The sequence below is a fragment of the Thioalkalivibrio sp. ALJ1 genome (genome assembly GCF_000745395.1).
GTDB lineage: Bacteria > Pseudomonadota > Gammaproteobacteria > Ectothiorhodospirales > Ectothiorhodospiraceae > Thioalkalivibrio.
In genome coordinates, this window is the sequence record NZ_KN050684.1 from 476,097 (window position 1) to 499,873 (window position 23,777).

The window sequence follows — 23,777 nt, forward strand, 5'->3', positions numbered from 1 at the left end:
AAAATGGGCGCGCGCACGGCGTCGCGGCTCACTTGTGCGCGGTGACTGCACAGCAGTCACCGCGCATTGAAAGCACCCAAAAGCGACCCGAGCGCGAGCGTGTACATTAATCAGTGTTTCCCTAACCGTTATCATCGTTTCATGGCCCAGCGTAGCGCCCTTGCCACTTATCAGAGCCTACGGGAAGCGCTAGGCGCGTTCGCCATGGCTTTATGTCTGGCACTGCCGGGAATCGGCACCGCCAGTGCGGACAACGGCGCCAGCCCCGGCCTGCAGGTCGAGGGCGGAACCTCCACCCAGCGCGACAACATCCGTAACAGCATCAATCTGGCGCGCCAGCCCTGCGACCTCCCCACGTTTCGTGAGCGCCGAGTGTTGCGTGATACCGAGCAACGGGCGGCCAATGCCCTGCGCGCAATCGGCTACTACGACCCCGAGCTGGCGCTGGACTTTGAGCGCGACGAGGACTGCTGGTCCATCCACATCACGCTGGAGCCGGGGCCACCAACCACTGTCGAGCAGGTGGACGTTCAAATCACCGGCGCGGGGGTCGGCGATCTGGGCTTCGAGGCAGTACTGAGCCAGACCACCATCCGCGAAGGCGACACCCTGCGCCACGATCACTACGAGGCCCTACGCAACCGGATGACGCGGATCGCGGCCGATCGGGGCTATTTCGATGCTGATCTCCACACCCGCCGTATGGAAGTGGATCGCGATGCCCGCACCTCTACCGTCCGCCTGCACATGGAGACGGGCGAACGCTACCGCATGGGGCGCGTCCACATCGAACAGGAGTTCCTCTCCGACGCCTTCGTGCAGCGCCTGATCCCGTTCGAGGAAGGCGATCCCTACAGTTCCGCACAAATCATCGCCCTGCAGCGCAATCTGAATGACAGCGGCTACTTCGGCGGTGTGCGCGTACGGCCGGAGCGCGAGGCCGCCGACGGGCTCAACGTCCCGATCCGCGCCGAACTGGAACCGCGCAAACGCCATAGCTACGAGGCGGGTATCGGTTACTCCACCGATATCGGCCCCCGCGTCCGACTTCGTTACGAGCATCGCTACGCGAACCAGCTTGGCCACCGCTACCAGGCCGAAATCGAGGCCTCTCCGGTCCGCTCCGGCGTCGGGTACAACTACGAAATCCCGCTGCGTGATCCGCTGCGCGAACGCCTGAACCTGTTCACCACCTACCGCACGGAAACGACCGACACGCAGGAATCCGACCGCTTCCAGATCGGGGCCAACCGCGTCCTCCAACGCAGCGGCGGCTGGCAGACCACGGAAGGCCTGCGCTACGAATACGAGGATTACACCGCAGGCGACGACAGCGGCCGTAGCCGCCTGCTGATCCCGTCCTACCGCATCAGCCGGATGGACGCAGACGACCCGATGACCCCGCGCCGTGGCTACCGCTTCGAGACCACCGTGCAGGGGGCACAGGAAGCGATCCTGTCCAGCACCTCCTTCGCCCAGATCCTCGCGAGCGGCAAGGTCGTCCGCGGCATCGGCACCGGTCGGGTGCTGGCCCGCCTGGAGGCCGGATTCACCGAGGTGGATTCGGTCCAAGATCTCCCCACTTCTCTGCGCTTTTATGCCGGGGGCGACGCCAGCATTCGTGGCTACGGCTACCAAAGGGTGGGACCACGCAACGAGGACGGCGACGTGACCGGGGGGCGCCACAAGGTAGTGGGCAGCCTCGAATATGACTACCCCGTCGTCGGCAACTGGAGTGCCGCCGCCTTCGTCGACGCCGGCAATGTCGTCAACGAGTGGGACGAGTTCGATCCGGTCTACGGCGTCGGCTTCGGCGTTCGCTGGCGTTCCCCGGTGGGCCCGATCCGCGTGGACCTGGCCCACGGCCCGGATTCGGACGATGACTTCCGCATCCACTTTTCCATGGGTCCGGACCTGTGAAACACCTGCTGCGCATGACGCTGTGGGGACTCTCCACGGTCCTGACCCTGGTGATCATCCTGCTGGGCACCATCGGGGGCTTGCTTACGACCGAATCCGGGACCCGCTGGCTGGTCGAACAGGGCGAGCGCATCGCACCCTTGGAATTACGCATCGACCATGTGGAGGGCACGCTGTTCACCGAGCTCGAGCTGCGCGGGCTGCACCTGGCCCTGCCCGATGGCCCGGTCATCGATCTGGAGCAAGGCCGGATCGGTGTGCGCGCCCGCAGCCTCCTTCGCGGCGAACTGAATGTGCGGCTTCTGGCCGCCTCGGGACTGCGCGTAGACCTGCCCCCAGCGGACCCGGACGAGCCGCCCGCCGAAGAGCCTTTCGCCCTGCCCGAATCGGTTCGCCTGCCCCTGGCCGTGCGGCTTGGCCAGCTCGAGGTGGATGACGTCGAGATCTTGATGGCCGGTGAACCTCTCACGTCGATCACGCGACTGACGGCCAGCGCGCGCGCCAGCGGCACACAGATTGAACTTCGGTCCTTCGAGCTGGACATGCCGGAGATCCAGGCACAGCTAGCGGGCAAGATCGAAGCCGACGACGACTACCCTCTAAACCTGCACGGTCAATGGAAGGCGCCCCTGCCCGCGGACGTCGCCGAGGGCCTGGGCGTCGATACGGCCCAGGGCACGCTGGCCATTACCGGCGCACTGCTGGAGCAGGTCGCGCTGGAACACGACCTGGACGCCGGCATCCAGCTGCATCTGCAAGCCGGCGCCCGCGAATTGTTCACCGCCCCGGAGCTGGATCTGGTGGCGCGCTGGGAGCCGTTCACCTACCACCTGGACCCGGAGCAGGCACTCGCGGCGGAGGGCGGGCACCTTGACCTGCAGGGCACACCGGACGACTGGGCCCTGACCCTCGAGACGGCGACGCAGCTGGAACCCTGGCCCCGCGTCACGCTGGCGACCCGCGCACGCGGCAGCCTGGAGGCCCTGGAACTCGAGACCCTGGAGCTCGACTCCGAGGCCGGCCGGATCGCGCTCGCAGGGCCGGTGCGCTTCGCTGAAACTCTCGAGTGGGACCTGACGCTGGCCGCCGAAGGCCTGGACCCGAACGCGCTGGGCATGGAACTGGATGCGGGGATCGAACGCCTGCAGGCGCAGCTACAGGGCACGCTACCTCTGACCGGCGACACCCCTCCCCTGGCCGCTCTGGAGGCCCGTGCCGTCATCGACGAGCTGGCGGGGCACTTCGAGGACCACCCCATTACGGGCGGCTTAAGCGCTCGCTTGGCCGATGGCGAAGCCCATCTGGAAGACACCCGCCTGGCGATCGGCGACCTTGCGCAGCTGGAGCTCACCGGTTGGGCCACGGGCCTCGACGGGGACCTGACGGACCCGGACCACCGCCTGGCTTTCGATGTTGGACTGGCGCTTCAGGTACCCGACCTGGCACGCCTGAACCCAGAGCTGGACGGCGCCTTGGATGATCTCCGACTCGCACTGGAGGGGGATTACACGCCCGCTAGCGGAGCCCTGACCGCGCAGGCGAACCTGGACCCGCTGCGAGCCGACCTGCGCGGAATCGGCATCACCGGTGGTGCACAAGTCGCCATCAACGAACGCGACGGCCGCATCGAACGGTTTCGCCTGATAACCGATGCGGGTGCCCAGCTTTCCCTGAGCGGCGATCTCGAGTGGGCGGAAGGGCTCGGCTGGGATCTGGAACTGGAGGCCGAGGGCCTGGACCCGTCGTTGTTCGTCGCCGAAGCCCCCGGCAATCTCGCCCTGGCGCTGGAAAGTCGCGGCCAAGTGGATGCCGACGGCACGCCCCGGCTCGAGGCGCACCTGCGACGGCTGGAAGGAACCCTGAGGGACCAAGCCGTATCCGGACAGGGTCAGGTGCATCTGGAAGGCGCGCACCTGACCCTGAACGACCTGCAACTCGCACTTGGCCAAAACACCCTGTCCGCCAGTGGCGACTGGACCGACACCCTGGATTTCAATCTGCGACTGGAGGCCCCGGCGCTCGATCAGGCCTGGCCGGATCTCGCCGGGCGCCTGGAACTCGAGGCCCATGTGACTGGCGAGCCCGAGCGCCCGCGCCTGGCCGCCCGCGGCGATGGGGCGGGCCTACGGTTCGCGGATCTGGCCCTGGAACGACTGGAGCTGAAGGCAAACGCGGGACTAGACGCCACCGCCCCGGCCGAGGTCGATGTGCGCCTGACGGGTCTGGATCTGGCCGATGGGGCACGGGTGGAACGCCTGCACCTGGACGCCTCCGGGGTGATGGAGGACCACCGCCTGTCGCTGGAGGTCGACGCCGCGGATCTGGGGTCGGTGGACCTTGGGATACAAGGCGGGCTGGACGCCGACGCCTTACACTGGAGCGGTCGCCTGACCCGACTGGAGCTGGATCAGCCCGCCGCCGGACCCTGGCAGCTGGCCGAGCCCGTAGCATTGGAAGGGGGACCAGAGTCCGCCCACTTGGAGCGCCTGTGCCTAACGCGGGACGACGGCCGCCTGTGCGCGCAGGGACGCTGGAGCGCAGCGGAGGGTGCACAGTTCTCAGCGGACCTGGATGCCGTGGAACTCGCTTGGCTGGAACCCTTCCTGCCCCCGGAACTGTCCATCGCGGGCCAACTGAATGCGGAGGTCAGCGGCGACCTGGACGCCGAAGGGATGCTGACGGCGGATCTCGACATCCGCCCCGGTGATGGCCATCTGGTGCTCCGCGACGAGGAAGGCGATCTGGAAGAGTTTCCCTATCGGGATGTCCGCCTGACTGCCCAGGTGCGGGATCGTGATGTGGATGCCGCCCTGCGCCTGGACTTTCTCGACGGCGGGACGGCCCGCAGTGATATCCAGCTGCGGCCCGAAGGAGACGATCTGCGTCTGGACGGCGAGTTCGTCGCCCGACTCGACAACCTCGCCTGGCTGGCCGCCCTGAGCCCGGAAATCGAACGCCTGCGCGGTGAGCTGGATGCCCGCCTAGTGTTTGGCGGCCGCGTCGACGCCCCGCTGGTGGAGGGTGCGGTCCGGTTCCGTGACGGCGGGGTTCTGATCCCCGAAGCGGGGATCGATGTGGTGATCCCGGAGATCACCGCGGACGTGATCTCCGCCGAGCGCCTTGATCTGTCGGGGCGACTGGAGTCCGGGGATGGGGGTATCGACTTATCCGGCCAGGTGGACCTCAGTGGCGACGAGCCGCGCGCCGAGATGAACCTGATCGGCGAGGACTTCCTCATCGTGAACCGGGTGGACGCCGAAGCACGCATCACGCCCGACCTGCAACTGGCCTTCACCCCGTCTGACGGCATTCGAGTGCGCGGCGAGGTGTTCCTACCCTGGGCCCGCATTCGACCACCGGATTTGCCGCCCGGCGCCATCCGCGTCTCCGGTGACGAGATCATTCTGGGGGAGGAGATCGAGGAGGCGCAGGGCCTGAAGACCGATATCCGCATCCGCATCCGCCTCGGTGATGACGTGCGCTTCGATGGCTTCGGTCTGACCGCCCGCTTCGCCGGCGAAGTGGATGTGCAGGAGATCACCGGGCAGCCCACGCAACTCTTCGGCGAGATCACGATCCCCGAGGGCCAGTACAGCGACTACGGCCAGGACCTGCGGATAGAGCGCGGCAGCCTGGCCTTCCAGGGTCCGGCGGAGACCCCGGAACTCGACCTGCGAGCCGTACGCACCGTCCGTGAGTACAACGTGACGGTCGGCCTGGAGATCCGCGGCACTCCGGACAACCTGCGCTCGCGGGTCATCTCCGATCCGCCCATGGACGAAACCGAAGCGATGTCTTACCTGCTGACTGGACGCCCGCTATCCGGTGCCTCGCAATCCGACGGCAACATGATTGCCGCCGCGGCGGCGGCCTACGGGCTGGAACAGGGAGCGGTCATTACCGAACGCATCGGTCGCGAACTGGGCCTGGACGAGGTGGAACTGGATACCGAGGGCGGACTGGACGAAAGCGCGCTGACGCTCGGGCTCTACCTCTCGCCGCGCCTGCTGCTGCGCTACTCCATCGGCTTGTTCGACAACACCTCGAAGGTACTGCTGCGCTACGAGCTGACCCGCAACCTCAGCGTGGAGACCTCCTCAGGCACCACCGAACAGGCGGTGGATTTGATCTACCGCATCGAGCGCTGAGAGCCGGTAAAAGGGCAAAGGCACTTTTCACCACGAAGCCACGAAGCCACGAAGCCACGAAGCCACGAAGCCACGAAGCCACGAAGCCACGAAGCCACGAAGAATGGCGAATGCAAAACGGATTGCACCAGGGAGGGAACAGAGGACACGGAGATTGAGGGGAAGTCCTGTGGGACAACCGCGTGCCGGTTGTTTCCCCGCTTAAAAGTACCGTCATCGCGAGGAGCGAGGCGACGTGCCGATCTCCCGATGCGTCCCAAGCTGTGCGTAGGGACTAGGCCCGGCAGTCGTGGCGGCCCTTCCCGAGAATCAAACCTCGATCGGATTCAACAATTAGCTGGGAGTATCGCGGCTGCCGCTGCGCGCCGCGTCGATGCGTACGCGAATTTGGCTGCGGTAGAGCTGTTCGTTGGGGATCCCCACTAGCGGGCGTCCCACCGGCTGGCCTTCGGCGTCGAAGGCCATGATGGTCGGCACCACCCTCACGCCGTAGGCCCGGCCCAGCTCGTTCCCTCGCATGGTTTCACCATCGAAATCGCGCACTTCATCGCGATCCAGCATCACCTTGCGAATATTCACGCCCTCGAAGTCCGGATCCTCGGCCATCGGCCCAAGGAAGCGCTGCTCGGCACGGTCGCAGTACGGGCAGCTGCGCGAAGCGAACATGATCACCGTCGCCTTGCCATCACCCTTGGCGGCCAAGGACTGGAGATCCGTGACCCGTTCAACCTGGCCAGCCGCGGCGGTGGCGGCGAAGACCATGCCCACCACGCCTCCCGCGACCCATCCCAGGGCCGTGGCCAGAGCGTTGCGCGACGGTTGAGCGTTCGGAATCATTCGCATGACGGTTTCTCCAGGATTTGGAACCAGTCTAGGGGGCATACATTAACCGCTGCTTAACCGCTTCCCAGAGGCTACGCACGCACAAAAAAGGCCCCGCCGAAGCGGGGCCCTGAGTTCCGGACCGCCGGTACAAGACCGATGGCCGGCTACCGACGAGTGGACCTTAGTCGGCGCGCTTGCGCACGTCGGAGGTCACTTCCACTCGACGGTTGGCCTCGCGGCCTTCCTGGGTGGAGTTGTCGGCGGTCGGGCGGTCTTCGCCGTAGCCGACAGTGCGGATGTCGCTTTCACGCACGCCTTCGCTGGCCAGGAAGTCGGAGACAGCCTGGGCACGACGCTCGGACAGGCCCTGGTTGTAGTCGGCCGGGCCGATGGTGCAGGTGTGACCTTCGACCAGGACCGAGCTGTACTCGGCATCGTCGGCGGTCAGGCTGCGGGCCAAGTCACGCAGGGCGGAACGGCCTTCGGAGCGCAGTTCAGCGCTGTCGAAGTCGAACAGGGCCTGGGCGCTCAGCGTGGTGGTGGTGAATTCCGGCTCCGGCTCCGGCTCCGGCTCTGCAGCCGGCTCGGGCGCAGGGGCCTCGGCGGTTTCCACGTAGCCCGCGCAATGCGGGAACTTCACGTTTTCCGGGGTCCAGGAGCGGGTACGTACGCACTCGCCAGAGCGATCCATAACCACGTTGCCGCTGCGGTCGGTGACGTTCGCCGCCGGCGGTTCCTGCGCGACTACCTGACCGGCAGCACCCAGCACCAGCGAGGCCACGGACGCGGCCAGAAGATTCTTAACCAGCTTATGATTCATTGCATAGCCTCCTTGAAATGACAATCGACATCGGACCCGGGATTCCGCCGCGCGGGATGGTATTTCGCACAACGACCGAAAACCAAAGCAGCGAGCTCCATGCTCCAAGCCCTCCACAGTACCACTGATAGTGGCACACACTTTCGGGTTTTGCACGCAATAGAGTGCAATTTTTGTGTCAGCATCACAACGCCGTCACATTCCGCAAACCATCGCAGATCCAGGCACTTCGGATTGGCTGTCCCCAGATTGCAACAGCCAAGCTCGCGATCCGCACAGTGTGCTCCAAAAAAAGCGTCCACTGGAAGACACACACGTTGAGCGAGGGTTCCACCCACCGGTGCCGGGCGGCATCGCCCTGCTGCGCGACAAAACGGGTTCCGAACAAAAAGACCCCGCCGTAGCGGGGTCCCGGGGGTACACAAGGGATGTACGGGGATACGACGGCTTACATCATGCCGCCCATGCCTCCCATACCGCCCATGCCACCCATACCACCCATGTCGTCGCCACCGGCGCCGCCACCGTCATCCTTCTTCGGGATGTCGGCGATCATGGCTTCGGTGGTGATCAGCAGGGCCGCGACCGATGCGGCGTTCTGCAGTGCAGAACGGGTGACCTTGGTCGGATCCAGGATGCCCATGTCGATCATGTCACCGAACTCGCCACTGGCCGCGTTATAGCCGTAGTTGCCCTTGCCTTCCAGGACCTGGTTCAGGACCACGGACGGCTCGTCGCCGGAGTTGTAGACGATCTGGCGCAGCGGCTCTTCCATCGCACGACGGCAGATGTTGATGCCGGCAGTCTGCTCTTCGTTTTCGCCCTTGAGTTTGGTGATCGCGGCGCAGGCACGCAACAGGGCCACGCCACCACCGGGGACCACACCTTCTTCCACCGCCGCACGCGTGGCGTGCAGGGCGTCTTCGACGCGCGCCTTCTTCTCTTTCATTTCGACTTCGGTCGCGGCGCCAACCTTGATCACAGCAACACCGCCGGCCAGCTTGGCCACGCGCTCCTGCAGCTTTTCCTTGTCGTAGTCGGAGGTCGCTTCCTCGATCTGCGCACGGATCTGGTCAACACGGCCCTTGATGTCCTTGTTGGTACCCATGCCGTCGATGATGGTGGTGTTTTCCTTGGTCACCTGCACCTTCTTGGCGCGGCCCAGGTCTTCCACCGTGGTCTTCTCGAGCGACAGGCCGACTTCTTCGGAGATCACCTGACCACCGGTCAGCACAGCGATGTCCTGCAGCATGGCCTTGCGGCGGTCACCGAAGCCCGGGGCCTTCACGGCGGCAACCTTGACGATGCCACGCATGGAGTTGACCACCAGAGTCGCCAGGGCTTCGCCCTCAATGTCTTCTGCGATGATCAGCAGCGGCTTGTTGGCCTTGGCCACGCCTTCTAGGATCGGCAGCAGGTCGCGGATGTTCGCGATCTTCTTGTCGAACAGCAGGATGTAGGCATCCTCCAGCTCGGCGCTCATGTTCTGCTGGTTGTTGATGAAGTAGGGCGAGAGGTAGCCGCGATCGAACTGCATGCCTTCCACGACATCCAGCTCGTTTTCCAGCGAGGAACCTTCCTCGACGGTGATCACGCCTTCCTTGCCGACCTTGTCCATCGCATCGGCAATGATCTCGCCAATCGCGGTGTCGGAGTTGGCGGAGATCGAGCCCACCTGAGCGATCGCCTTGTGCTCGGTGCACGGCTTGGAGAGCTTCTTCAGCTCTTCGGTCGCCGACTTCACGGCCTTGTCGATGCCGCGCTTGAGATCCATCGGGTTCATGCCGGCGGTCACGGCCTTCATGCCTTCGCGGACGATGGACTGGGCCAGCACGGTCGCGGTGGTGGTGCCGTCACCGGCGGCGTCGGAGGTCTGCGAGGAGACTTCCTTGACCAGCTGCGCGCCCATGTTCTCGAACTTGTCTTCCAGTTCGATTTCCTTGGCCACGGACACACCGTCCTTGGTCACGGTCGGGGCGCCAAAGGCCTTGTCCAGGACCACATTGCGGCCCTTCGGACCCAGGGTGACCTTCACGGCGTTGGCCAGGGTGTTCACGCCCTTGGCCATGCGGGTACGGGCATCGGTACCAAAGCGTACTTCTTTAGCGCTCATGATTCGTTCTACTCCTGAAAATTCGTGTTAAACGGACGCGTTCGAGGCTTCAGCCTTCGATGACGGCCATGATGTCGTCTTCGCGCATCACCAGGACTTCGTCGCCATCGACCTTGACCTCGGTGCCGGAATACTTGCCGAACAGGACCTTGTCGCCGGCCTTCACGTCCAGAGGACGGGCCTCGCCGTTGTCCAGAATTTTACCGTTGCCTACAGCGACCACCTCGCCACGGACCGGCTTCTCGGCAGCGGAATCCGGGATCACGATGCCGCCGGGGGTGGTGCGCTCTTCTTCCATACGCTTCACGATGACTCGATCGTGCAAAGGCCGCAGGTTCATGGTGCGAACTCCTTATTTAAGGTGTCTTCAACAGGAAAGTTGGTTTGTCGGGAAGATGCCCTGTTAGCACCCACCCCTGACGAGTGCTAATAATAGGGGCGCGCAAAGGCGAGTCAAGGGCGTGCGTTACAAATATTTGCGGCGCGGGCTCTCGGTGGTGTCGAGGAAGGGGTCGATCGGGACGAAATCAGCGGCGGTCATCGTGATCCAACCGGTCGTCTGGCGACTCGCGGCCTTCATCGTGGTGCCGGAATTCGCCCTCAATCGTGTCACTGTGCTGCCCGCTACCGGGACCTCCAGTCCGTGCCCGCACCATTCCGCGACGCAGGATGCCGTTCGCGGCCCAGCGCCGCAGCGGCGGTACCAGCAACACGAAGCCGGCGGCATCGGTGAAGAACCCCGGTAACAGCAGCAACACGGCCGCCGACATCAACAGCCAACCTTCGACCAGCCCTCGCGCCGGAACCTCGCCGCGGGCCAGACTTTGCTGCAGCCGCCGCCAGTGGTAGAAACCCTGAAGCCGGAACAGCAACAACCCGGTCGCGGCCGTGATGATGACCAGTGCCACCGTCATCAGGGCCCCGACGGCGTCGCCCACCCAGGCGAAACCGAAGATCTCGAGCAGCACCAGGCCAAGAAAGACGAACAGAGGAAAGAGAGGGTTACGCATCAAGGGGGTTCCGGAGATCAGGCCCATTCATTGGAACATGCACCTACAGTGGTGTCGATTGGAACCCTAATGATGCAATAGCACTCCAACATTGCGACCATTAGGAGACGTAGGAAAGGTTCACCCAGTTTTCCTTGCGGCCCAAAGGGAATTAAGCCAACCTCCTGCCCGTCATTGGTGCATACGGCTATCGACATATTCCGGAGAGTGATCAACCATGCTACGCAACCCGATCCTGCTATTGGCCATGCTGGCTTTCCTTGTTCCCGCCCTGGCCACCGCCGCGGTGGAAGATCCCCGCGACCCGGAACACCACTTCTTTGACCCGACCTTCGGCGAGTTCCCGGAAGAACTGGAAGAGGCCCGCGCGGCCGGCAAGAAGGGCATCCTGATCTTCTTCGAAATGGCCGACTGTCCCTTTTGCCACCGCATGAAGAACCAGGTGTTGAACCAGCCCGAGGTCCAGGAATACTTTAGCGAACACTTCCTGGTGTTCAGCGTCGACGTCGAAGGCTCCATTGAGATCGTGACATTCGACGGCGAGACCAAGACCCAGAGGGAATGGGCCACTCGTGACTACCGGGTACGCGCCACGCCCGTGTTCCAGTTCTTCGACCTGGACGGCGAGCCCATTGCGCGCTTCACCGGCGCGACCCGCGACACCCGCGAATTCCTGCAGTTGGGGGAGTTCGTAGCCGACGGGCACTATAAGGATCAGAATTTCACCCGCTTCAAGCGCGAGCAAGACGGGCGTTAGCCCCTCTCCACCCCCGAGGATCGACGCTCCATGCCGCCGATGCACTTTCGCTCGTCTCGCGCCCGCCGCGGACCTCTTGGCTGCCTGCTGCTCGCGGGACTGATCTTGTGGCCCCTGGCCGGGCCGGCAAGTGCGCAGGATTCGACCTCTGAACTCGGGCCATTGCCCAACCCGATGCGCGTGGGCGATGCCCTCGAACGCGTCGACGCCCTGCACCCCACCGTAAGTCGGGCGCGGGCCGAACGCGAACAGGCCCGCGCCGCGCTCGAGGCCACCCGCGCCGAGCGCGACGTCACCGTGAATGCCCGGCTGGAGGCGCGCTGGATCGAGCCCAACGATCTGGTTGCGGATCGCAGCCGAGATGATTCCCGCGCCTCCATCGTCGCGCGCAAGCTGCTGAGCGATTTCGGCCAGTCCCATGCCCGCGAATCCGCCAGCGAACAGCGTCTCGAGGCGGCGCTGCGGCAAGAAGAACTGGCCCATGCGCGCCACCGCATCCACGTCCTTGAGCGCTATTTCGACGTCCTGCTCGCCGATCTGGCCTTCGCCCGCGACACCGAGGCAATGGCCGCGGCCTACGTCTCCAAGGAACGCGCCGAGGAACGCAATCAACGCGGCCAGGTCTCGGATATCGAGGTCTTCCGCCTGGAATCCGAGTATCAGACCCTGCGCGTTCAGCGCACCCGCGCCCTGCAAAACCAGGAACGCACCCGAACCGCACTGGCCGAGGCCCTTAACCGCCCGGATCGACGCGTGCGAACCGTACTGGCGCCCGCGCTACCCCTGGAGCTGCCCGAACTTCCCGGGCTGGACGCCCTGATCGCCGAGCTCGACAACACCAGCCCGCGGCTGATGGCCGAACGGCGGCACGTCGAGGCGGCTACCCGCGAAGTCGCCGCCTCCCGCGCGCAGCGCCGCCCACGTCTGTACGCCGAGGCCGAATCCGGCTGGTGGAGCCGCGACCTCGGCGGCAGTGATCGCAACCCTTTCGCAGCGGGCCTGGTCCTCGAAATCCCGCTGTACGAAGGGCGGCGCCAAGACGGCCGGGTCGGCCAGGCGGTTGCCGCACGGCACCGGGCCGAGGCCGAACTGGGCCAGGCGCGCATTGAAGCCCGCAACCGCCTGCGCGAACTTCACGACGAGATCCGCGCACTGCGCATCCAGCGCGACGAGGCCACCTGGCGCATGGATTACCGCGAGTTGTACATTGACCGCGCCCGCTACCTGTACGACATCGAAGACCAGGCCGATCTGGGTGACTCGATGGTCCAGCAAAGCGCGGCCGCGCATTTCAATGCGAGTACCGAATTCCAACTGGCCCTGGCCTACGAACGCCTCGCCCTGCTGACCGGCCGCGACGAGCTGAGCCCGTTCCGCGCCAACGACGAGAACCCTTGAGCCGCCGGCCCTCCGGCGACCAAACGGGAGACCTGCCCATGCCCCGCGCCTTTCACACGCTTTCCCTGCTGACCACCGGTGGCCTGCTGGCCCTGCTGGCTCTGACACCCACGCCCGTGCTGGCGGAGGAAGGCTTCGCCGCCCAGCTCGACTGGGGTGAGCGCTACCGCATCACGGCCCCGGTTGCCGGGCGCATTGAGGCGGTGGAGATCCGTCCCGGCGACCCGGTCGCCGCCGAGGACGTCCTGTTCCGGCTGGATACCCGCCGCACCGATGCCGATCTGCGCACGGCCCGAGCCAACATCGAGCGCCTGCAAATGGAGCTGGACGAGGCCGAACGCGAGCGCGACAAGACACAGGATCTCTACGACCAAACCCTGATCGCCGCCCGCGAACTGGAATTGGCGCGGATCGACTACGCGACATCCGCCGCCCGTCTGGCGGAGGCCCGCGCGCAGCGCGACCGCATCCGCGCCGACCTCGAAGATGCCACCATCCGCGCCCCGGCGAGCGGGCGAGTGGTCCGGGTCGAGGCCAATGCCGGGCAGTATGTGAATCCGGCGATGCTCCCGCCGGTGCTGGCGACCCTGGGCACCACCGATCCGATGCGCGCCATTGGGATCGTGCCAGCCGCCACCGCGGCCACGCTGGAACCCGGGGAGACCGTCACGGTCGTAGTCGGCGACCAGCGCCTCTCGGGTACGATCGCGGCCGTGGGCTGGGAGCCAACCGGTGAAGAGCCGGAACGCGGCTACCGCGTCGAGGTGGAGTTCTCGCCGGAAGACACGGCCCTGCGCCCGGGTCAGAATGCACAGATCGAACGGCAGCGCTAAACCCATGAGTACGCCCTCTTCCGAGGCCAGCGCCAGCGCCTGGCTGGTGATCACCACCCTGGACGAGCCCGCCGCGGCAGACGCCCTGGCGGGCACCCTGGTCGAACAAGGCCTGGCCGCCTGCGTGCACATCCTGCCGCCGGGCCGCTCGGTCTACGCCTGGAAAGGGAATATCGAGATCGATTCCGAGGTCACATTGTTAATCAAGACCTCGCCAGCGCGCCTGGACGAACTCCAGACACGGCTGGCGGACCAACACCCCTACGAGACGCCCGAGATCATCGCGCTGCCGATTGAGCACGGACTCCCTGATTACCTGGACTGGATAACGCAATGCACCTCATGAACCCGCGCACCTGGCTGGCGAGTCTGCTACTCGCCCTGATGCTGCTCCCGACTCTGGCCCAGGCCATCTTCGAGGATGACCTGCTGGATCCGGATGACGCCTTCGCCCTGAGCGCTGAGGCCATCGATGCCGATACCGTCCGACTCACCTGGGACATCGCGGATGAGTACTACATGTACCGCGAACAGTTCGAGTTCGAGCCCGAGAGCGATGGCCTGGAGCTGGGTGAAGCCCAGATCCCGGACGGCGAGATCAAGGAGGACGAATTCTTCGGGCGCGTCGAGACCTATCGCGGACAGGTGCAGGTTGAACTGCCGATCGAGGCGGCCGAGAGCACCACGATTGAGCTGACGGCACGCTCCCAGGGCTGCGCAGATCTCGGGGTTTGCTACCCCCCGCACTTCCAGACCGTCTCCATTGAGCTGCCGGGCCTGCCGGGTGGCAATGGCGAGGCCGCCGAAGAGGACGAGGCCCGGGACGAAGACGATGAAACCGAGGAAGGCAGCGCTCTGGACGAACTCGGCGGCCTTTCCGGCGATCTCGGCGCGACCGACGACCTGCTGGAGCCGGAACAGGCGTTCGCCGCCTCGTTGGAGGCGATCAGCCAGAACGCAGTGATCCTGCGCTTCGACATCGCGGAGGACTACTACCTCTATCGCGACCAGCTGGATGTCCGAATCGCCGAAGGCGACGGCATTGAGCTGGGGCCGGTGAATCCGCCGGAAGGCGAGCTTCATGAAGACGAGTTCTTCGGCGAGACCGCGATCTACCGCGACCAGGTCGAGATCCTGGTGCCGGTACTGCGCGACGAGGATGACGTCTCCGAAATCACCCTGGCGATCGATTACCAGGGCTGCTGGGACGGAGGTGTGTGCTATCCGCCGCTGACCCAGGAGGTCTCGGTCAGCTTCGACTCCGATCTGGCGACCGAGGTCGACGAGGACGCCCTGCCGGAGACCGGCGACGAATCGCTGGACGAAATCGAGACCACCGCGGCCCCCACCGAGGAGGATGACGACGCCGCGGCCCCGGTCACGCAGCAGGATCGCATTGCGGCCCAGCTGGCGGACGGCCAAATCTGGCTCGTGGCCCTGGCCTTCTTCGGCTTCGGACTGCTGCTGACCTTCACCCCCTGCGTGTTCCCGATGATCCCGATCCTGTCGAATATCATCATCGGGCAGAAGAACCTGACCACCCGCAAGGCGTTCCTGATCTCGCTGGTGTTTGTACTCGCGATGGCGCTGACCTACACCATCGCCGGGGTATTCGCCGGCCTGGCGGGCGCCAACCTGCAGGCGGCGTTCCAGAACCCCTGGATCATCGGCACCTTCGTGGCAATCTTCATCGCGCTCGCGATGTCGATGTTCGGCTTCTACGAGCTACAGATGCCGGCGAGCGTGCAGAGTAAGCTGTCGCAGATCAGCAACCGCCAGGAAGGCGGCACCTACGTCGGCGCCGGGATCATGGGCTTCCTCTCTGCCCTGATCGTCGGCCCCTGTGTGACGGCACCGTTGATCGGGGCGCTGCTCTACATCAGCCATACCGGTGATGCCGTGCTGGGCGGGATCGCGCTGTTTGCCCTGAGCATGGGCATGGGCGCCCCGCTGCTGGCGATCGGCACCTCGGCCGGACGCCTGCTGCCAAAGGCCGGACCGTGGATGGATACCATCAAGGCGGTGTTCGGGGTCGGCCTGCTGGGCATTGGCATCTGGCTGCTCGAACGGGTCATCCCGGGCGAGGTGGCCATGTTCCTTTGGGCCATCCTCCTGATCGTGACCGCCGTCTACATGGGCGCACTGCGCACCCTGCCGGAGGGCAGTTCCGGCTGGTACAGCCTGTGGAAGGGGTTGGGCGTGGTGATCCTGATCTACGGCGTGCTGCTGATGCTGGGCGCGGCCACCGGCGGCAAGGACGTCTTCCGCCCACTGGCCACGTTCAATCAGCCGAGCGTCTCGGCCACTGGCGAACAGGCGGGTCCGACGGAGATGGAGTTCACCTACGTCGACAGCCTGGAGGATGTAGAGCGCGAGGTCGCCCGAGCCGGCGAGAACGGACAGCCGGTGTTCCTCGACTTCTACGCCGACTGGTGCGTGGACTGCGTACGCCTGGACCGCACGACCTTTCAGGATCAACGCGTAATCAACGCCATGGCCAACGTGCACCTGATCAAGGCCGATGTCACGGACAACACCTCCGAGCATCGCAACCTGATGCGTCACTTCAACCTGTTCGGGCCGCCAGCGATGATCTTCTGGGATACCGACGGCAACGAGCTGCGTAACTACCGCAATGTCGGCTACCTGAACGCCGACCGCTTCCTGGCCCACGTCGAAAGCGCCATCGGGGTGACCCCATGAAACATCGCTCGAACCGACTCGCTGGCTTGGCCATCGCCGCGGCCAGCGCCTTCGCCCTGGCGGCCTGTGGCGACCCTGAACCCGAAATGGATACCGGAGCCGAGACCGCAGCCAAAAACAATGGGGCAACCGAGGTCGCCGCGGACGAGGCCCAAGGGGCCCAGCGGATCGACTTTACGCTGCCGGATCTCGAGGGGAACGACCGCCAGCTCAGCGAGTGGGATGGCGATTTGATCGTCCTGAATTTTTGGGCGACCTGGTGTCCGCCCTGCAAGAAGGAGATGCCGCTGTTCCAGGACACCTTTGAAGCGCACAAAGAAGACGGCTTCACCATCGTCGCGGTCGCGGTGGACGAACAGACGGCAACCCAGCACTTTGTCGACGACTTCGGGATCGAATTCCCGATCCTGATCGGCCAGGACGAAGCGGTCGCAGTCGGGCGCGAGTACGGCAACCGCATTGGCGCCCTACCCTTCACCGTCCTAATCGCCCGCGACGGGACCATCCTCGACACCCATCGCGGCGAGGTCGAACCGGAAGACCTGGACGCCTGGCTGGAGGCTCACCTTTAGGGAGACGCGGATCAAATCGAGTGGCCGGGCTGGTAAGCTTGGCCGCCATGACCGAACGCGAACGCCTTTGGGAACTCGCCCGCCTGATCCGCCTGGATCGCCCGGTGGGCATGTACCTGTTGCTGTGGCCCACCTTCTGGGCCCTGTGGGTCGCGGCCGAGGGGTGGCCGCCCGGCTACCTGATCTTCATCTTCGCCGCTGGCGTGATCCTGATGCGCTCGGCCGGCTGCGCGATCAATGACTACGCCGACCGCGACTTCGACGCGCACGTGGCGCGTACCCGCGACCGGCCGCTGGCGATCGGCACCATCACCCCGCGCGAGGCACTGGGCACCTTCGTGGCGCTCAGTGTGGTCGCCTTTGTGCTGGTGCTGTTTACCAATGTCCTGACCATTCTGTACTCCCTGGTGGCCGTGGCGCTGGCGGGCACCTACCCCTTCTCCAAGCGTTTCCACCACTTCCCGCAGGTCCACCTTGGTGCGGCCTTTGCCTGGACCGTGCCCATGGCCTTCACCGCCGTAACCGGCGAGCATCCGCCAGCGGTGGCGTGGCTGTTGTTCGTCACCGTGTTGGCATGGACCGTGGTCTACGACACCTTTTACGGCATGGTGGACCGCGAAGACGACTTGAAGATCGGGGTGAAATCGACGGCCATCGCCTTCGGCGAACTCGATCGACTGATCACCGGCGGGCTGCAAGTACTGGTCTGGCTGGGGCTTTACCTCGTTGGAGAACACGCCGGATTCGGCGGGTATTACACCGCCGGCCTGGTCATCGTCGCGATCCTGATGTTCTACCAGCAGTTCCTGATCTTCGAACGCGAGCCATCCGACTGCCTGCGTGCCTTCAAGAACAATCACTACCTGGGTGCCGTGGTTCTGCTGGCGATGATTGCCGACCACCACCTGGGCGCCTGATCCCCAGGGAGACGCTGATTGAATCGCACGTCCCTCAGGCACGCGCGAGGACCAGGCCCTCAACGCGCACGGCACCGGCCCGGCGCAGCACACCGGCCAGCGCAGACAGCGTTGCACCGGTGGTCGCCACGTCGTCCACCACCAGCACATGCCGTCCCGAGAGATCATCGCCTTCCCAGGCGAACGCCCCCTTCACGTTATTCCGGCGCGCCTTGCGCCCCAGTGCCTGCTGCGAATCGGTCGCCCGGATGCGCCGCAACCCGCGCACCTCCAGCGGCGCCTCCATACACGCCGCCACCCGCTGCGCCAGGTAATCCGCCTGATTGAAACCCCGCTCGCGCAAGCGCTTACCATGCAGCGGGACCGGCAGGACGAGATCGGGCAGGCCGTGGCCTTGCTGCACCAGGCGCTGTGCCATCTGCTCCGCCAGTGCCGCCAATATTCGCTCGGCACGTGCGTTCGCGCCGTTCTTGTAGGCAAGAATCAGCTGATCCAGGGGCCAGGCATAGACCCAGCCGGCATGCAGCGCGTCCAGGGCCGGAGCCTTGCGGACACAGGACGGACAGACCCCGGCGATGGGCAGGGGCAACGCACAGGTTGGGCAGGGATGCTCCAGCGGCGGCAGATCCGCGCGGCACCCGGCGCAGATCGCCTGGCCGGGCGCCAGGCAAAGACCGCAATGGGTCGGATACAGAACCTCGCCCAGCCACTCGGTCCACGCCACCGCCCGCGCCGGCCAACGCAGGCCCGCGGCGGGCATGAAGAAGGGGTTCGATGAAGGGTCCCGGGCCATAATGCTATGCTTCGCCTTTTGCATGCAGGGTAGACCATGGCCACCAGGACCGTCTCCGGGCGCAGTTCGCGGCGCGCCGCATCGATGTTCGATATCGGCAACCTGATCAGCGTATCCATCGCCGGCATTCCGCTATTCGTGGTCAGCAGCGAGGGGGTCGGGGTCGGCTTCATTATCGCCGCGATCATGGGCATCGTCCCACTGGTGCTGTGGTTCGGTGGCTCCATGCTGGTCTATGCCCTGAACAAGCATCACCCCGATCCGCGGGTCGGCCACCATACCCAGTGGGCCGCCTATCGCTACTACGCCCTGATGGGTGCACTGATCGGGGTCGCCACCTTTTTCCCGCCGGATCTCAACTACTACCGCGCCTATTGGGCGGTCGCGGCGGCCATCCTGCTGCCCTGGACGGTTTACGCCCTGTACACGATCTACCGCGAACCCTGGGCCGACGTCGAGATCCCAGCCGAAGCCGACAAGGACCATCATCTATGAGCACGCCCCGCCACGACTGGAACACCGACGAGGTCGAGGCCCTGCTCGACCTGCCGCTGAACGACCTGATCTTTCGCGCGCAGACGGTGCATCGCGAGCACTTCGACCCGAACGCGGTGCAGGTGAGCACGCTACTGTCTATCAAAACCGGGGCCTGCCCGGAGGACTGCGCCTACTGCCCGCAGAGCGCGCACCACGAAGTGGAGATCGAACGCGAGCGCCTGCTGCCACTGGACGAAGTGCTGGAGGCGGCACGCAACGCCCGCGCCCAGGGTGCGACCCGCTTCTGCATGGGGGCCGCCTGGCGGAACCCGACCGACAAGAATCTTGAACGCGTGATCGAGATGGTCCGTGCAGTCAAGGAAGAAGGCCTGGAGACCTGCATGACCCTGGGCATGCTGAAGGCCGAGCAGGCCCGACGCCTTTCCGAGGCGGGCCTGGACTACTACAACCACAATCTCGATACCTCGCCGGAGTTCTACGGGCACATCATCTCGACGCGCACCTACGAAGACCGCCTGGAAACCCTGGAACACGTGCGCGAAGCGGGCATGAACGTCTGCTGCGGCGGCATCCTCGGCATGGGCGAATCGCGCCGTGACCGCGCGCGTCTGCTGCAGCAGATGGCCAACCTGCCGAAGCACCCGGAGTCAGTCCCGATTAACCAGCTGATCCAGGTCGAGGGCACACCGCTGCACGGGATCGAGGACTTCGATCCGCTCGAATTCGTGCGCACCATCGCCGCCACCCGCATCCTGATGCCGGCCTCCTACGTGCGCCTGTCCGCCGGCCGTACCGAGATGTCGGACGAGATGCAGGCCCTGTGCTTCCTGGCCGGTGCCAACTCGCTGTTCTACGGCGACACCCTGCTGACCACGCCGAACCCCGGCGAGAACCACGACCTCGCGCTGTTCGAACGCCTGGGCCTGCGCCCGGAGACCGGCCCGGAGACCCCCACACCCTCGGACCAGCCGGCCTCCGCTTCGGCCTGAGCCAGGCCGGGGCGAGTGAATAGCGGCTTTCCCGACCATTTTTCGGCGGTGGCGACGAACTACGCCCGCCATCGCCCGGACTATCCCGTCGAACTGTTTGACTGGTTGGCAACGCAAACACCGCGGCACGAACGCGCCTGGGACTGTGCCAGCGGCAGTGGTCAGGCCGCACAAGGCCTGCACCCGCATTTCCCGCATGTGATTGCCACGGATGCCGCCCCGGCCCTCCTGGCCACGCTGCCGGCCAGCTCGGGGGTCGACCGCGTCGCCTGCGCCGCGGAGGCCTGTTCCCTGGCCGATGCCTCGGTGGATCTTGCTTGCGTGGCGCAGGCCGCACACTGGTTTCGACACCATGAGTTCCATCACGAGGTCGCCCGCATTCTGCGCCCGGGTGGCGTGCTGGCGGTCTGGGGTTACGGCATCCTACGCGCCGAAGACCCCGCGCTGGACCGCCTGCTGACCGATTTCCACGACACCATTCTGGCCCCTTGGTGGCCGGAGGAACGCAACCACATCCGCAGCCACTATCGTGACCTGCCGTTCCCCTGGCCGGAGATCGAGTCGCCAGGGTTCCGCATCCAGCGCGAATGGAGCCGCGATACCCTGCTCGGTTACCTGGGCACCTGGTCCGCCACACGCCATGCCCGCAACGCCGGACAGGACCCGTTGGCCGCGCTGGCGCCTGCGTTGGAGGCCCTGTGGCCCAACGCAGCCATGCCGACCCGCGTGCACTGGCCGATCTTCCTGCGCGCCGGGCTGCGGCCATGAGCGACTCGCTGGATCGGTATCTGCAAGAGCGCCTGCAAGCCCGGCGCGATGCCGGGCGATGGCGGCGCACACGAACCCTGGACGGCCCACAGCGACCGGAGCAGGTGATCGACGGTCGCCCCGTGGTGGCCTTCTGCTCGAACGACTATCTGGGTCTGGCCGGCGACCCCGCAGTCGCCACCGCGGCCCGCGAAGCCATCGACCATTACGGCGTGGGCGCGGGCGCGGCCCACCTGATCAACGGCCACACCCGCGCCCACGACGAGCTGGAACAGGCGCTGGCCCGCTTCACCGGGCGCGAGCGCGCCCTTTTATTCTCCACCGGCTACATGGCCAACCTGGCCCTGGTGCAGACCCTGGTCGGGCGCCACGACACGGTCTTCGAGGACCGCTGGAACCATGCCTCGCTCATTGATGCGGTCCGCCTGTCCGGCGCTCGCAGCCAGCGCTACCGCCATGCCGACCCGGATCACCTGCGTGGGCGAATGGAGAAGGCCGGGACCACTGGACATCGCCTGATCATCACCGACGGCGTGTTCTCCATGGACGGCGACATCGCACCCCTCCCGGAATTGGCCGATCTGGCGCGCGAATTCGACGCCGGGCTGATGGTGGACGACGCCCATGGCCTGTCGGTTCTGGGAAAAACCGGCGGTGGCAGTTGTCAGCATTTCGGCCTCGGGCACGATGCGGTCCCGATCCTGATGGGGACGCTAGGCAAGGGCTTCGGTACCGCCGGGGCCTTCGTGGCGGGCTCCGATGCCCTGATCGAGACCCTGATCCAGACCGCTCGCCCATACATCTACACCACCGCGATGCCCGCCGCCCTGGCCGCCGCGACCCTCGCCTCGGTACAGATCGCCGAAGGCGCGAACGACCGCCGCGAACACCTTCAGCGCCTGTTGCTGCAGCTGGGGAAGGGCCTGGACGAACTCGGCCTGACCCACCCGCCACCCCTGGCACCGATCCAGCCCGTGCATATTGGTGACGCCCGGCGCGCCAGCGCCGTGGCCGAACGCCTCCTGGGTGCCGGCTTTCTGGTGCCAGCCATCCGTCCGCCGACCGTTCCCGAAGGTCAGGCCCGACTGCGCATCACCCTGTCTGCCGCTCATACCGAGGCCCAGGTTGGCGCCCTTCTGCGCGCCCTGGAGCGGGCCCTTGATCAGCCCCCGACATGACACGATGCGCATTGCGGGCTTGATGCCGTTCACGTTTCTCGCAAGATCCACCAGCGGTTAAAGCTCTGTTCAGCCGATCCAGGCGAGGCTGGAGCTAGCCGATACGGGCCACACGGTGCATTGGGAAAACGCCCACGGCCAGCCGGTACACCTCACGCCGAGAAGGAATCGCGATGGTGGTTGCCGCGACTTCGAGATGACTATCGACGGCCAGCACCACACCGGCACCGCCTGCCCGACCGAGCCCGGCCACTGCGAGATCCGCGGCTAGCGACCCCAATCTCCGGAGTCGCCACGGATCAACGGCAAGACCTGGGTCATCGAGGGATCCTACAACTCGCCGCGCTCGGCCAGGGACACGATCTCGTCGGCCACGATCAGATGATCCAGCACGCGCACGTCGATCAGCCCCAATGCATCGGTCAGCCGACGGGTGATGGAGACATCCGAACGCGAAGGCTCGGCGACGCCCGAAGGGTGATTGTGAGACAGGATTACGGCCGCCGCGTTGTGATGCAGGGCGCGGCGCACCACCTCGCGCGGATGCACGCTGGCCCCGTCGATCGTTCCACGAAACAACTCCTCAAAGGCGATCACCCGGTGGCGATTGTCCAGGAACAGGACACCAAAGACCTCGAAGGGATAGTCGCGCAGACGCGCCGCGAGGAACTTCCGGGTCGCGGCTGGCGAGCTGAGTGCGTCGCCACGTTCCAGATCAGCGGCCAGGTGCCGCCGCCCCATCTCGAGCACCGCCTGCAGCTGGGCATACTTGGCCGCACCCAGCCCCGGCGCCGCACAGAACCCGGCCTGGTCGGCCTGCAACAGGGGCCGCAACCCACCGAAACGGCTGAGCAGGTCCCGCGCCACGTCCACCGCGCTCTTGCCCGCCACGCCCGTGCGCAGAAAGATCGCCAGCAACTCCGCATCGGACAAGGCGTCCGCCCCGCGCTCCAACAGCTTTTCCCGCGGACGTTCGGCCGCGGGCCAGTCAGTAATCGCCATCACCACCTCCCTGTGGTTCAGTCGTATCGCGTTTTAGGGTGCTGGACTTAGGGAAACACTGATTAATGTACACGCTCGCGCTCGAGTTGCTTTTGCGTGCGAACAAGGCGCGGTGACTGCCGTGCAGTCATTCTGCATAAAGGAGCCGCAACGCCGTGCGCATGCCCGTTTCCGACAACAACGGGCGGCCGAGCCCCTGCTTTCAATGGCTTGCGGGGTTGGTACCCCAGGTTCCCCGATCCGGCGTTGCGCCCCGAATCCATCAGAAACGGGCGGGTAGAACCACTACCCGCTACGCGACGCGCCTTGTCTCGGAAAACCTGGGGTACCAACGCGAGCGTGTACATTGGTCAGTGTTTCCCCAGATACCGTCTCGACCAATGAGGCGCAAGGGCCAGTCTTTAGGGGTCCGCTTCTAACCACCGAGGACACGGAGAGCACAGAGAAAATCGATCGAAACCGACGTGAAACCTCCTTCGATTTTCTCAGTGTCCTCTGTGCACTCTTTGGTGCAATCAACCCACGTACCCACG

At 65.4% G+C, this 23,777-nt stretch carries 20 protein-coding genes and 1 pseudogene; 14 read left to right on the top strand and 7 right to left on the bottom strand.

The features are described 5' to 3' along the window. Positions 1-141 precede the first annotated feature (141 nt). Entirely contained in the window at positions 142-1,920 is a 1,779-nt protein-coding gene (locus tag F462_RS04610; RefSeq protein ID WP_051918133.1) for an autotransporter assembly complex protein TamA, read from the top strand. 8 nt (positions 1,921-1,928) lie between these two features. Next, on the top strand, positions 1,929-6,068 hold the full coding sequence (locus tag F462_RS04615; RefSeq protein WP_038054803.1) for a translocation/assembly module TamB domain-containing protein: 4,140 nt from the start codon (positions 1,929-1,931) through the stop codon (positions 6,066-6,068). Between the two features lie 333 nt (positions 6,069-6,401). On the opposite strand, the gene F462_RS04620 is transcribed toward F462_RS04615, so the two are convergent. From F462_RS04620 to F462_RS04640, 5 genes are all read right to left on the bottom strand, one after another. Beyond that, complete coding sequence (locus F462_RS04620; protein ID WP_244270876.1) at positions 6,402-6,830, bottom strand: thioredoxin family protein; 429 nt, start codon at positions 6,828-6,830, stop codon at positions 6,402-6,404. A gap of 244 nt (positions 6,831-7,074) precedes the next feature. After that, positions 7,075-7,713: an OmpA family protein gene (locus F462_RS04625; protein WP_018874069.1), complete on the bottom strand. Its 639-nt coding sequence runs from the start codon at positions 7,711-7,713 to the stop codon at positions 7,075-7,077. 448 nt (positions 7,714-8,161) lie between these two features. Next, entirely contained in the window at positions 8,162-9,826 is a 1,665-nt protein-coding gene (gene groL / locus F462_RS04630; protein ID WP_018142172.1) for a chaperonin GroEL, read from the bottom strand. A 49-nt stretch (positions 9,827-9,875) separates the two neighbouring features. Continuing rightward, on the bottom strand, positions 9,876-10,166 hold the full coding sequence (groES, locus tag F462_RS04635; RefSeq protein WP_018142173.1) for a co-chaperone GroES: 291 nt from the start codon (positions 10,164-10,166) through the stop codon (positions 9,876-9,878). A gap of 187 nt (positions 10,167-10,353) precedes the next feature. Continuing rightward, the gene (locus F462_RS04640; RefSeq protein ID WP_018874068.1) at positions 10,354-10,836 is read right to left on the bottom strand and encodes an FxsA family protein; all 483 of its coding nucleotides are present in this window, start codon (positions 10,834-10,836) and stop codon (positions 10,354-10,356) included. A 217-nt stretch (positions 10,837-11,053) separates the two neighbouring features. Here F462_RS04640 and F462_RS04645 point away from each other — a divergent pair, with 217 nt between their 5' ends. From F462_RS04645 to ubiA, 7 genes are read left to right on the top strand one after another with little or no spacing between them, the layout of a single operon-like run. Then, positions 11,054-11,593: a thioredoxin family protein gene (locus F462_RS04645; protein ID WP_018874067.1), complete on the top strand. Its 540-nt coding sequence runs from the start codon at positions 11,054-11,056 to the stop codon at positions 11,591-11,593. Between the two features lie 30 nt (positions 11,594-11,623). After that, on the top strand, positions 11,624-12,991 hold the full coding sequence (locus tag F462_RS04650) for a TolC family protein (protein WP_038052006.1): 1,368 nt from the start codon (positions 11,624-11,626) through the stop codon (positions 12,989-12,991). A gap of 38 nt (positions 12,992-13,029) precedes the next feature. Then, positions 13,030-13,824 carry an efflux RND transporter periplasmic adaptor subunit gene (locus tag F462_RS04655; protein ID WP_038052008.1) on the top strand — a complete coding sequence of 265 codons (795 nt, stop codon included), beginning with the start codon at positions 13,030-13,032 and terminating at the stop codon, positions 13,822-13,824. 4 nt (positions 13,825-13,828) lie between these two features. Then, the gene (gene cutA, locus F462_RS04660) at positions 13,829-14,170 is read left to right on the top strand and encodes a divalent-cation tolerance protein CutA (protein ID WP_018142178.1); all 342 of its coding nucleotides are present in this window, start codon (positions 13,829-13,831) and stop codon (positions 14,168-14,170) included. Then, positions 14,158-16,527 carry a protein-disulfide reductase DsbD gene (gene dsbD, locus F462_RS04665; protein ID WP_038052009.1) on the top strand — a complete coding sequence of 790 codons (2,370 nt, stop codon included), beginning with the start codon at positions 14,158-14,160 and terminating at the stop codon, positions 16,525-16,527. The genes cutA and dsbD overlap by 13 nt, the downstream gene beginning before the upstream one ends. After that, positions 16,524-17,099 carry a TlpA family protein disulfide reductase gene (locus F462_RS04670; protein ID WP_018874063.1) on the top strand — a complete coding sequence of 192 codons (576 nt, stop codon included), beginning with the start codon at positions 16,524-16,526 and terminating at the stop codon, positions 17,097-17,099. The genes dsbD and F462_RS04670 overlap by 4 nt, the downstream gene beginning before the upstream one ends. A gap of 47 nt (positions 17,100-17,146) precedes the next feature. Beyond that, the gene (ubiA, locus tag F462_RS04675; protein ID WP_038054804.1) at positions 17,147-18,016 is read left to right on the top strand and encodes a 4-hydroxybenzoate octaprenyltransferase; all 870 of its coding nucleotides are present in this window, start codon (positions 17,147-17,149) and stop codon (positions 18,014-18,016) included. Positions 18,017-18,050: 34 nt separating this feature from the next. Here ubiA and F462_RS04680 read toward each other — a convergent pair whose 3' ends face one another. Further along, positions 18,051-18,833 (bottom strand): ComF family protein, encoded by a 783-nt coding sequence (locus F462_RS04680; protein ID WP_371180489.1) that lies wholly within the window; start codon positions 18,831-18,833, stop codon positions 18,051-18,053. Positions 18,834-18,845: 12 nt separating this feature from the next. Here F462_RS04680 and F462_RS04685 point away from each other — a divergent pair, with 12 nt between their 5' ends. From F462_RS04685 to F462_RS13610, 5 genes and pseudogenes are all read left to right on the top strand, one after another. Further along, complete coding sequence (locus tag F462_RS04685) at positions 18,846-19,304, top strand: hypothetical protein (protein ID WP_026280024.1); 459 nt, start codon at positions 18,846-18,848, stop codon at positions 19,302-19,304. After that, positions 19,301-20,296: a biotin synthase BioB gene (gene bioB, locus F462_RS04690; RefSeq protein WP_038052011.1), complete on the top strand. Its 996-nt coding sequence runs from the start codon at positions 19,301-19,303 to the stop codon at positions 20,294-20,296. Before F462_RS04685 ends, bioB begins: the two co-directional genes overlap by 4 nt. Positions 20,297-20,311: 15 nt before the next feature. Further along, a complete protein-coding gene (locus tag F462_RS04695; protein ID WP_038052013.1) occupies positions 20,312-21,064 on the top strand; it encodes a class I SAM-dependent methyltransferase in 753 nt (250 codons plus the stop codon). Further along, complete coding sequence (bioF, locus tag F462_RS04700; protein WP_038054806.1) at positions 21,061-22,242, top strand: 8-amino-7-oxononanoate synthase; 1,182 nt, start codon at positions 21,061-21,063, stop codon at positions 22,240-22,242. The genes F462_RS04695 and bioF overlap by 4 nt, the downstream gene beginning before the upstream one ends. A gap of 88 nt (positions 22,243-22,330) precedes the next feature. Then, a pseudogene (locus F462_RS13610) lies at positions 22,331-22,513 on the top strand (hypothetical protein); the annotation flags it as partial. A 59-nt stretch (positions 22,514-22,572) separates the two neighbouring features. On the opposite strand, the gene radC reads toward F462_RS13610, so the two are convergent. After that, complete coding sequence (gene radC / locus F462_RS04705; protein ID WP_038052015.1) at positions 22,573-23,244, bottom strand: RadC family protein; 672 nt, start codon at positions 23,242-23,244, stop codon at positions 22,573-22,575. Between the last annotated feature and the right edge of the window lie 533 nt (positions 23,245-23,777).

Bases quoted from the DNA above. Each gene is read 5' to 3' on its own strand.
- bioB (WP_038052011.1), top strand. From the start codon at position 19,301: ATGAGCACGCCCCGCCACGACTGGAACACCGACGAGGTCGAGGCCCTG.
- F462_RS04645 (WP_018874067.1), top strand. From the start codon at position 11,054: ATGCTACGCAACCCGATCCTGCTATTGGCCATGCTGGCTTTCCTTGTT.
- F462_RS04640 (WP_018874068.1), bottom strand. From the start codon at position 10,836: ATGCGTAACCCTCTCTTTCCTCTGTTCGTCTTTCTTGGCCTGGTGCTG.
- F462_RS04650 (WP_038052006.1), top strand. From the start codon at position 11,624: ATGCCGCCGATGCACTTTCGCTCGTCTCGCGCCCGCCGCGGACCTCTT.
- F462_RS04670 (WP_018874063.1), top strand. From the start codon at position 16,524: ATGAAACATCGCTCGAACCGACTCGCTGGCTTGGCCATCGCCGCGGCC.
- cutA (WP_018142178.1), top strand. From the start codon at position 13,829: ATGAGTACGCCCTCTTCCGAGGCCAGCGCCAGCGCCTGGCTGGTGATC.
- F462_RS04655 (WP_038052008.1), top strand. From the start codon at position 13,030: ATGCCCCGCGCCTTTCACACGCTTTCCCTGCTGACCACCGGTGGCCTG.
- groL (WP_018142172.1), bottom strand. From the start codon at position 9,826: ATGAGCGCTAAAGAAGTACGCTTTGGTACCGATGCCCGTACCCGCATG.
- radC (WP_038052015.1), bottom strand. From the start codon at position 23,244: ATGGCGATTACTGACTGGCCCGCGGCCGAACGTCCGCGGGAAAAGCTG.
- F462_RS04610 (WP_051918133.1), top strand. From the start codon at position 142: ATGGCCCAGCGTAGCGCCCTTGCCACTTATCAGAGCCTACGGGAAGCG.
- F462_RS04620 (WP_244270876.1), bottom strand. From the start codon at position 6,830: ATGGTCTTCGCCGCCACCGCCGCGGCTGGCCAGGTTGAACGGGTCACG.
- F462_RS04685 (WP_026280024.1), top strand. From the start codon at position 18,846: ATGGCCACCAGGACCGTCTCCGGGCGCAGTTCGCGGCGCGCCGCATCG.
- ubiA (WP_038054804.1), top strand. From the start codon at position 17,147: ATGACCGAACGCGAACGCCTTTGGGAACTCGCCCGCCTGATCCGCCTG.
- F462_RS04680 (WP_371180489.1), bottom strand. From the start codon at position 18,833: ATGCAAAAGGCGAAGCATAGCATTATGGCCCGGGACCCTTCATCGAAC.
- groES (WP_018142173.1), bottom strand. From the start codon at position 10,166: ATGAACCTGCGGCCTTTGCACGATCGAGTCATCGTGAAGCGTATGGAA.
- F462_RS04625 (WP_018874069.1), bottom strand. From the start codon at position 7,713: ATGAATCATAAGCTGGTTAAGAATCTTCTGGCCGCGTCCGTGGCCTCG.
- bioF (WP_038054806.1), top strand. From the start codon at position 21,061: ATGAGCGACTCGCTGGATCGGTATCTGCAAGAGCGCCTGCAAGCCCGG.
- dsbD (WP_038052009.1), top strand. From the start codon at position 14,158: ATGCACCTCATGAACCCGCGCACCTGGCTGGCGAGTCTGCTACTCGCC.